Raw genomic sequence first — 8,236 nt, 5'->3', positions numbered from 1 at the left:
AGGACCGGCGACCCCGCTGTTGTAGGAGCGGCCCTGGCCGCGATGCCGTCCCGACGTCCTCAACGCCGCAACGCATGATCGCCCGTTCGGCGGACCAGGCGCGCCGCCTCGACGGCCCATCCGCATCCTTCCGTTCACCGTGAACCGGTGCGAGCCGTGTCGCGGCCCTGGCCGCGATGCCGTCCCGATGTCCTCACCGCCGCAAGCCCTGATCGGCCATTGGGACACCAGATGCCCGGCGTCGGTGGTTCATCCGCATCCTTCCGGTTGCCGTGAACTGGTCGGGACCGTCTCGCGGCCAGGTCCGTCCCTGCCAGGGCCGCCGGTGAGCGCCTTGCGCCCCGGATCGGGCACGGCGCTCGGGATGCGATTGTGTAACTGCCCTGGCCCCGATACGCTGCCGGCCATGCTGCTGCGCCGCGCCCGCTTGTTGCACCCTCTGCTGCGCCTGATGGCGCTGGCAGTGCTTGCGTTGGGCGTGCTGGTCGCACCGGTGGCCTGTGCGCTGGGCGATGTGCATGCGCTGGCGCACGACCAGGCGCATCTGGACGACAGCGCGCCGCACGGCCACGACGGCGCCGACGAAGACGATGCCGGCGAGCGCGATGGTGCCGGCCTGCTGCACGCGCTGATGCACAGCGGGTATTGCCACGGGCATAGCCCGGCGATGCTGCCAGCAATGGCCTGGGGGCCCTTGCCGATGCGCACACACGCGCACCCGGTTGCGCTGACCACCGACTACCGCTCGCACCTGATCGAGACCTTGTTGCGTCCCCCGATCGCGGCCTGATGCCTTGCCGGCGGCTGCCGGCCTGTCCATCGATCCCGATTCGCGGAGACACCCTCATGTGGTTGCGACTGGCGGCATTTGCCGCCCTCGCGGTCGTGCCGTGCGCCATGGCGCAGGACGTACCGCCCCAAACTGTGCTGACCCTGGACGACGCCATCGCGCGCGTCGCCGCCCAGCATCCCGATCTGCGTCTGGCCGACGGCCAGCAGGCCGTGCTCGCTGCCGAGGCGCAGCGCGACGCGTTGCGCCCGCCGCTACGCGTTGGCGCGGAGATCGAAAACGTGTTCGGCAGCGGGCCGACCCGCGCGCTGGACCAGGCCGAACTCACCGTCACCCTGGCCAGCGTGCTGGAACGCGGCGGCAAGCTGGATGCGCGCCGCACGCTGGCGCAGGCACGCATCGATGCGCTGGCCCCGCAACGCGCCCTTGCGCGGCTGGATGTGCTGGCCGACGTGGCGCGACGCTATCTGGCCATCAGCGCCGCCCGCCAGCGCCACACCATCGCGCTGGAAACCCTGGCGCAGCGCCAACGCACCGTGTCCGCCGCCCGCCAGCGGTTGCAGGCCGGCGCATCGCCCGAGTCGGTCCTGCTCACTGCACGCGCCCTGCAGTCGCGTGCGGAACTGGATCGCGACCGTGCGCAGCTGGAAGTGGCCGCTGCACGTCGGCAACTGGCGCTGCTGTGGGGCGCGCGCAGCATCGAGGCCGACCAGATCAGCGGCGATGCCCTGCAACTGCCGGCCATCCCCGAGTTCGAGGTACTGGCGCAATTACTCGACAGCACGCCGGAGCTGGCGCGCCTGAACAACGAGCAGCGCCTGCGCGATGCGAGGTTGCAGCTGGCCCGCAGCCAGGCCAGCCCGGATCTGGACTGGCAGGTCGGTGTGCGCCGGCTCGAAGGCAACAACGCCACCGCCCTGGTCGGCAGTGTGTCGCTTGCACTGGGCAGCGCCGGTCGTGCGCAGCCCGAGATCCGCGCCGCGCAGGCTGAGCTGTCGCTGCTGGACATCGAACGCCAATCGCAGGCCTTACAGCTGTACGCCACCTTGGCCGATGCGCATGGGCGTTACCGCGCCGGCCAGCTGGAGGTGGCGCGCATGCGCGATGAAGTGCTGCCTGCGCTGGCACGTGCCGATGCCGCCGCAGAACGCGCCTATCGCGCCGGTGCCACCAGTTATCTGGATTGGGCGCAGCTGCAGGCGCAGCGCAGCGATGCACGGCAGCAGCAACTCGCTGCCGCAGTGGAAGCGCAGACCGCATTGATCGAGATCCAGCGGCTGACCGGCCAACCGTTTGTGGTCACGGCGGAGACGACTCCATGACCACGACCATCCGGCTGTACGCGCGGTTGCACGCCATTTTGTCCACCTCTGCGGATCCAACCTGCATCGCCGCCGCCCCTCGCTTGCGCACCGCTGCGTGCACGCGGCCGTATCGCACGCAGCGGCTCCCCTCATTTGCTGTATCGCTTGGCGCAGTGCGCCGGCATTCCAAAGGATTTCCTTCGATGAAGCCTTCTATCCTTGCGCTACTGCTGCTGGCGCTGCTACTCGGCGCTTGCGGCCGCGCCGATGACCACGACCAGGGCCATGCAGGCAGCGAGGCCGGCCATGCCGAAGAGGGCGGCGGCGCCGAACACGCCGACGAGGCCAAAGGCAAACACGGCGGCCGGCTGCTCAGCCAGGACGGCGACAGCGTGGAGCTTGCGATCGCCGAAGACGGCCGCCCGCCGACATTCCAGGCCTGGCTCTATCGCGACGGCAAACCGATACCGGCCAGCGCCGGCAGCGTGCAGGTCAGGACCACGCGGCTGGGTGGAAAGGTCGACACCTATCCGCTGCGCGCGCAGGCCGACGGCAGCCTGCTGGCCGCCAGCGAAGTGGGCGAGCCGCATTCGTTCGACGTGGAAGTGCGTGCCAGCGTGCAGGGCAAGACGCATCGCTGGACTTATTCCAGCTATGAAGGCCGCACCACGATTGCCGCCAGGATTGCGCAGGACGCCGGCATCCGCGTGGCGCCGGTGGGCGCCGGCAGCATCGCCGATCAGCATGAAGTGCAAGGTCTGCTGACGCCGGCAGAAGGGGCGCAGGCGCAGGCGACCGCGCGCTTTCCCGGGCCGGTGCGCAGCCTGCGCGCCAATGTCGGCGATCAGGTACGTGCCGGCCAGGTGCTGGCCACGGTGGAGAGCAATCTCAGCCTGACCACCTACTCGGTCACCGCACCGATCAGCGGCACCGTGCTGGCGCGTAACGCCAGCCTGGGCAGCAACGCGGGTGAGGGCCAAGCGCTGTTCGAGATCGCGGATCTGTCGAACCTGTGGGTGGACCTGCACATCTTTGGCGCCGACGCGGGGCATATCGCCGCAGGCGCGCCGGTGACGGTGACGCGCATCAGCGATGGCGTGGTGGCGCAAACCACGCTGGAGCGCGTGTTGCCGGGCACGGCCACGGCCAGTCAGAGCACCGTGGCACGCGCGGTGTTGCGCAATACCGACGGGTCGTGGCGGCCAGGGTCGGCAGTGAAGGCGCGGGTGACGGTGGCCCAGCAGCCGGCAACGATGGTGGTGCCGGTGGGGGCGTTGCAGCGCTTTCGCGAGTGGGACGTGGTGTTCGTGCGGGTGGGCGATGTGTACGAGGCGCGGCCGGTGACCTTGGGCGCGCGTGATGCGCAGCAGGTGGAAGTGGTGTCGGGCGTGGCGCCGGGCGATGCGGTGGTGGTGGAGCAGAGCTATCTGGTCAAGGCCGACATCGAAAAGTCGGGGGCGTCGCATGATCATTGATCGCGTTGGTGTGGGCGGCATCGCGTCGTCGAGTGGGGGCGTTTGGTGGGCGAAGGGTGACGCGCCACGTCCAAGGCATTCGCGCCCTTCCATGCTCGAGCAAAGACCTTTGCGCGCTGTCGGACTAGGGCAAAGGCTTTCACGCCCTGGCGGGCGCGAGTCACTTTTTCTTTGCTTGTGCAAAGAAAAAGTAACCAAAAAGAAAGCACACCCCGTCCTCGCGCCCTCCGCGCCTGCGGCGCTGCGGGTTCGCAAGGCCGGCAGAAATTTTTGTAAGGGACATCCCTGTTCCTTACAAAAACGTCGCGCATCCATGCGCGCCGCCCTGCGGGTTGTATCCGCCGGTCTTGCCGCTGCGGTATGGGGCCCCGAAAGCAGACAACAGCAACAGCAGCAACAGCAACAACAGCAACAGCAACAACAGCAACAACAGCAACAGCAACAACAGCAACAGCAACAGCAACAGCGCTGGTGTGCGGGTGGGTGTTTGGTTGGAGTGTTGCGGCGTGTCGCGATAGGGCGGCGGCGCTGTCTGTCCGTGTCACGACGAGGGGGGCGGCCAGCGCACTGTATTGCCATGTCTGCACGGAGGGGCCTGTCATGCTGACCAACATCATCCGGTTTGCGATCGCGCAGCGCTGGTTGATGCTGGCGTTGACGGGGGTGTTGATTGCGATCGGGGCATGGAGTTTTTCGCGCTTGCCGATCGATGCGACGCCGGACATCACCAATGTGCAGGTGCAGGTCAATACGGCTGCGCCGGGGTATTCGCCGTTGGAGTCGGAGCAGCGGGTGACGTTCCCGCTGGAGACGGTGCTGGCGGGATTGCCGGGGCTGGAGTCCACGCGCTCGTTGTCGCGCTACGGCTTGTCGCAGGTCACCGCCGTGTTTGCCGATGGCACCGATCTGTACTTTGCGCGGCAGCAGGTGGCCGAGCGTTTGCAGCAGGTCAAATCACAGCTGCCGGCCGAGCTGGAGCCGCAGCTGGGGCCGATCGCCACTGGCCTGGGCGAGATCTTCATGTACACCGTAGAGGCCAAGCCCAACGCGCGCAAACCCGATGGCACCGCGTGGACGGCCACCGACCTGCGCACCCTGCAGGATTGGGTGGTGCGGCCGCAGTTGCGCAATGTGCCCGGCGTGACCGAGGTCAATACCATCGGTGGCTACGCGCGGCAGATCCATATCACGCCCGATCCGGCGCGCCTGGTCGCACTGGGTTTCACGCTGGACGATGTCGCGCGCGCAGTGGAGGCGAACAATCGCAACATCGGTGCCGGCTATATCGAACGCAATGGACAGCAGTTCCTGGTGCGGGTGCCGGGGCAGGTGGATGACATCGCGCAGATCGGCGCGATCGTGCTGGATCGGCGCGAAGGTGTGCCGATCCGGGTGCGCGATGTGGCGCAGGTGGGCGAGGGCCGCGAGTTGCGCACCGGTGCTGCCACCCAGGACGGCAGCGAAGTGGTGCTGGGCACGGTGTTCATGCTGGTCGGCGCCAATAGCCGCACCGTGTCGCAGGCGGCTGCCGAGCGTTTGAAAGTGGCCAATGCCAGCTTGCCCGCCGGCGTGCAGGCGGTGCCGGTGTACGACCGCACCGCGCTGGTGGACCGCACCATCGTCACCGTTGCCAAGAACCTGATCGAAGGCGCCTTGCTGGTGATCGTGGTGCTGTTCCTGCTGCTGGGCAATGTGCGTGCGGCGTTGATTACCGCGGCGGTGATTCCATTGGCGATGTTGTTCACGCTCACCGGCATGGTGCGCGGTGGCGTGTCCGGCAACCTGATGAGCCTGGGCGCGCTGGATTTCGGCCTGATCGTCGATGGCGCGGTGATCATCGTGGAGAACTGCCTGCGCCGCTTCGGGCAAGCACAACTGCGCCTGGGGCGCGTGCTCGAGCGCGATGAGCGTTTCGAACTGACTGCCGACGCCACTGCAGAGGTGATCCGCCCCAGCCTGTTCGGCCTGGGCATCATCACCGCGGTGTATCTGCCGGTGTTCGCGCTCACCGGCATCGAAGGCAAGATGTTCCATCCGATGGCCATCACCGTGGTGCTGGCGCTGAGCGGGGCGATGTTGCTGTCGCTGACCTTCGTGCCGGCCGCGATCGCCTTGCTGCTCGGCGGCAAGGTGGCCGAGCACGAGAACCGCGCGATGCGCTGGGCGCGCGGCGTGTATGCGCCCCTGCTGGATCGCGCGCTGCGGCACGGCCGCTGGGTCGGTATTGCGGCGCTGGTCACGGTGGCGCTGTGTGCGCTGCTGTCCACGCGGCTGGGCAGCGAGTTCATTCCGAACCTGGATGAAGGCGATATTGCGCTGCATGCCTTGCGCATTCCCGGCACCAGCCTGGAACAGGCCATCACCATGCAATCCACCCTGGAAAAACGCATCAAGCAGTTTCCGGAAGTGGCGCATGTGTTCGGCAAGCTCGGCACCGCCGAAGTGGCCACCGACCCGATGCCGCCATCGGTGGCCGATACGTTCCTGATCATGCATCCGCGCGCGCAATGGCCGGATCCGCGCAAGCCCAAGGCGCAGTTGGTAGCCGAGATCGAAGCGGCGGTGAAGCAGTTGCCTGGCAACAACTACGAGTTCACCCAGCCGATCCAGATGCGCATGAACGAGCTGATTTCCGGCGTGCGCGCGGACGTGGCGATCAAGGTCTACGGCGACGATCTGCAGACCCTGGTGAAGCTGGGGCAGCGCGTGCAGGAGATCGCCAGCAGCGTGCCCGGGGCAGCCGATGTCAGTCTGGAACAGGCCACCGGCCTGCCGATGCTGGCAGTGGTGCCCGACCGCGCTGCACTGGCTGGCTACGGGCTCAATCCCGGCGTGGTACAGGACACCGTAGCCGCCGCGGTGGGTGGGCAGGCCGCCGGGCAATTGTTTGAAGGCGACCGCCGGTTCGACATCGTGGTACGGCTACCGGAGGGTCTGCGTCAGGACCCGGCCGCATTGGCGGATTTGCCGATCCCGTTGCGCGGCGATGGCGAGCGTGGCGATGCCGACGAATCCAGCCGCGCGGCCGGCTGGCGTAGCGGCGAGCCGACTACCGTACCGTTGCGTGAGGTTGCCAGGATTGAAACCGTCCTCGGCCCGAACCAGATCAATCGCGAAGACGGCAAGCGCCGCATCGTGATCACCGCCAATGTGCGCGATCGCGACCTGGGCAGTTTCGTGGCCGAGGTGCAGCAACGCGTGCAGGCCGAGGTGGCGCTGCCTACCGGCTACTGGATCGGCTACGGCGGCACCTTCGAGCAACTGATCTCCGCCGGCCAGCGCCTGGCCTGGGTGGTGCCGGGCACCTTGTTGCTGATCTTCGCGCTGTTGTACTGGTCGTTCGGTTCGTTGCGCGATGCGGTGGTGGTGTTCAGCGGCGTGCCGTTGGCGTTGACCGGCGGGGTCGTGGCGTTGGCCATGCGCGGGTTGGCGTTATCGATCTCGGCCGGTGTCGGCTTCATCGCGTTGTCGGGCGTGGCGGTGCTCAACGGCCTGGTGATGATCGCCTTCGTGCGCAGTTTGCGTGCGCAGGGCATGCCGCTGGAGCAGGCCTTGCGTGAGGGCGCATTGAGTCGCCTGCGGCCGGTCTTGATGACCGCACTGGTGGCTGCGCTCGGCTTCGTGCCGATGGCCTTCAACGTCGGCGCCGGTGCGGAAGTGCAGCGCCCGCTGGCGACGGTGGTGATCGGCGGCATCGTCTCGTCCACCTTGCTGACCTTGCTGGTGCTGCCGGTGCTGTACCGCTGGTTGCACCGTGTGCGGTCGCAGCCCGCCACATCGGTTGAGGCGGCACGGCCGCAGGCAGGCACGCCATGAGCGGGTCCTGCTGCGGCTGCGGCAAGACGCTGGAGGTGGCGGCGATGCAGGCCCGTCAACGGCGTGTGCTGTGGTGGGTGCTGGCGATCAATGCCGGCAGCTTCGCGCTGATGCTGGCCGGCGCGCTGCACAGTGGCGCCGCGGCGCTGCTGTCCGGCAGCCTGGATAACCTGGGCGATGCGTTGACCTATGCGTTGAGCCTGGCGGTGGTGGGCGCCAGCCTGGCGGCCAAGGCGCGGGTGGCCTTGCTCAAGGCCGGGCTGATCCTGCTGGCCGCGCTCGCGGTGGCGGCCGAGATCGGCTGGAAGCTGGCCCACCCGCAGCTGCCGCTGTTCCAGAGCATGGGGCTGGTGGCGGCACTGAACTTCGCCGCCAACCTGCTGTGCCTGCGCCTGCTGTGGCCGTACCGCAGCGGCGACATCAACCTGGCCTCGGCCTGGGCCTGCTCGCGCAACGATGTCTACGAGGGCATCGCGGTGCTGGCTGCCAGTGCCGGGGTCTGGGCGTTCGGTCGCGGCTGGCCCGACCTGGTGATCGCGGTGGCATTGCTGCTGCTGTTCCTGCGCTCGGCGTGGCAGGTGGCGCGCGGCGCATTGGCGGAGCTGCGTCGGGTCGCGGTGATGGCGCAAGCCGGGGACGGCTGACCCATTGCTACGGTCGGGCGAGGCACAATGGCGGCGCCAGCGGCGACGTGCTGTAAGTGCTTGCGGCACATGGGAAAGCCGTGCATAATGCGCGGCTCGCTGTGCCCGGATCGCTCCGGATGGCGGCACCCAGCGCGATGGGGTTGCCGGCCGGTTCCAGCGTAAGTTCTTGATTCCCAACGTTGCGTGGCAGCTTGACGCTGTCGG

General features: G+C 67.9%; 6 protein-coding genes. 5 read left to right on the top strand and 1 reads right to left on the bottom strand.

Going from position 1 to position 8,236, the window contains the following annotated elements:
- Positions 1–406 precede the first annotated feature (406 nt).
- The 3 genes from FHY18_RS17940 (at position 407) to FHY18_RS17930 (ending at position 3,569) form a co-directional block, all read left to right on the top strand.
- The gene (locus FHY18_RS17940; protein WP_259157689.1) at positions 407–790 is read left to right on the top strand and encodes a hypothetical protein; all 384 of its coding nucleotides are present in this window, start codon (positions 407–409) and stop codon (positions 788–790) included.
- Between the two features lie 56 nt (positions 791–846).
- A complete protein-coding gene (locus FHY18_RS17935) occupies positions 847–2,112 on the top strand; it encodes a TolC family protein (RefSeq protein ID WP_259157683.1) in 1,266 nt (421 codons plus the stop codon).
- Between the two features lie 185 nt (positions 2,113–2,297).
- Positions 2,298–3,569 (top strand): efflux RND transporter periplasmic adaptor subunit, encoded by a 1,272-nt coding sequence (locus FHY18_RS17930; protein WP_259157670.1) that lies wholly within the window; start codon positions 2,298–2,300, stop codon positions 3,567–3,569.
- Positions 3,570–3,861: 292 nt separating this feature from the next.
- Here FHY18_RS17930 and FHY18_RS17925 read toward each other — a convergent pair whose 3' ends face one another.
- Positions 3,862–4,032, bottom strand: a complete 171-nt coding sequence (locus FHY18_RS17925) for a hypothetical protein (RefSeq protein WP_259158466.1) — start codon at positions 4,030–4,032, stop codon at positions 3,862–3,864.
- Between the two features lie 137 nt (positions 4,033–4,169).
- Here FHY18_RS17925 and FHY18_RS17920 point away from each other — a divergent pair, with 137 nt between their 5' ends.
- A complete protein-coding gene (locus FHY18_RS17920; protein WP_259157658.1) occupies positions 4,170–7,385 on the top strand; it encodes a CusA/CzcA family heavy metal efflux RND transporter in 3,216 nt (1,071 codons plus the stop codon).
- Positions 7,382–8,029 carry a cation transporter gene (locus FHY18_RS17915; RefSeq protein ID WP_259157635.1) on the top strand — a complete coding sequence of 216 codons (648 nt, stop codon included), beginning with the start codon at positions 7,382–7,384 and terminating at the stop codon, positions 8,027–8,029. Before FHY18_RS17920 ends, FHY18_RS17915 begins: the two co-directional genes overlap by 4 nt.
- Positions 8,030–8,236: the final 207 nt, after the last annotated feature.

Source organism: Xanthomonas sp. 3793 (genome assembly GCF_024806835.1).
In the GTDB taxonomy this organism is placed as follows: domain Bacteria; phylum Pseudomonadota; class Gammaproteobacteria; order Xanthomonadales; family Xanthomonadaceae; genus Xanthomonas; species Xanthomonas arboricola_F.
Note: the sequence above shows the minus strand (reverse complement) of the source record. Positions and strands in the feature narration are given on the sequence as shown.